The sequence below is a fragment of the Faecalibacterium sp. DFI.5.82 genome, from assembly GCF_029076575.1.
GTDB lineage: Bacteria > Bacillota > Clostridia > Oscillospirales > Ruminococcaceae > Faecalibacterium > Faecalibacterium duncaniae.
Window position 1 is genome coordinate 1 of record NZ_JARFIS010000253.1, and the last position, 332, is coordinate 332.

The following is a 332-nucleotide window of genomic DNA, read 5'->3' on the forward strand; positions in this document are numbered from 1 at the left end:
GTTTCCTCCCCAATTCTGTATGTTCAGGCCATTTCGGGCCTTGTGACAAAGTATTCCACTTCTTATTATACGGAAGAGTTATGACACAATAAAGAAGGTTTTGTATGATTTTTGGGACGCAGGCTCCGCCGCTCAGCTCATCATCAGCCGGATGATCTCCTCATTGGTCTGCCGCATCCCGTCCTTGCCCAGACGTCCGATGCCCTTGATGGTGGTCTCGATGTCCTTCATCACAATGCCATCGCCGCCCTTGAACTCCTGATTGCACTTGTACATGTTGTAGCCCAGCTGCGCCGCAAAGATCGCATCTTCGGTGGATGCGGCGCTGCTGG

Annotated in this window: 1 pseudogene; it reads right to left on the reverse strand. The window is 52.1% G+C overall.

The window, feature by feature from the left end:
- Nucleotides 1-132: 132 nt before the first annotated feature.
- A pseudogene (locus tag P0G09_RS16485) lies at nucleotides 133-332 on the reverse strand (serine dehydratase subunit alpha family protein); the annotation flags it as partial.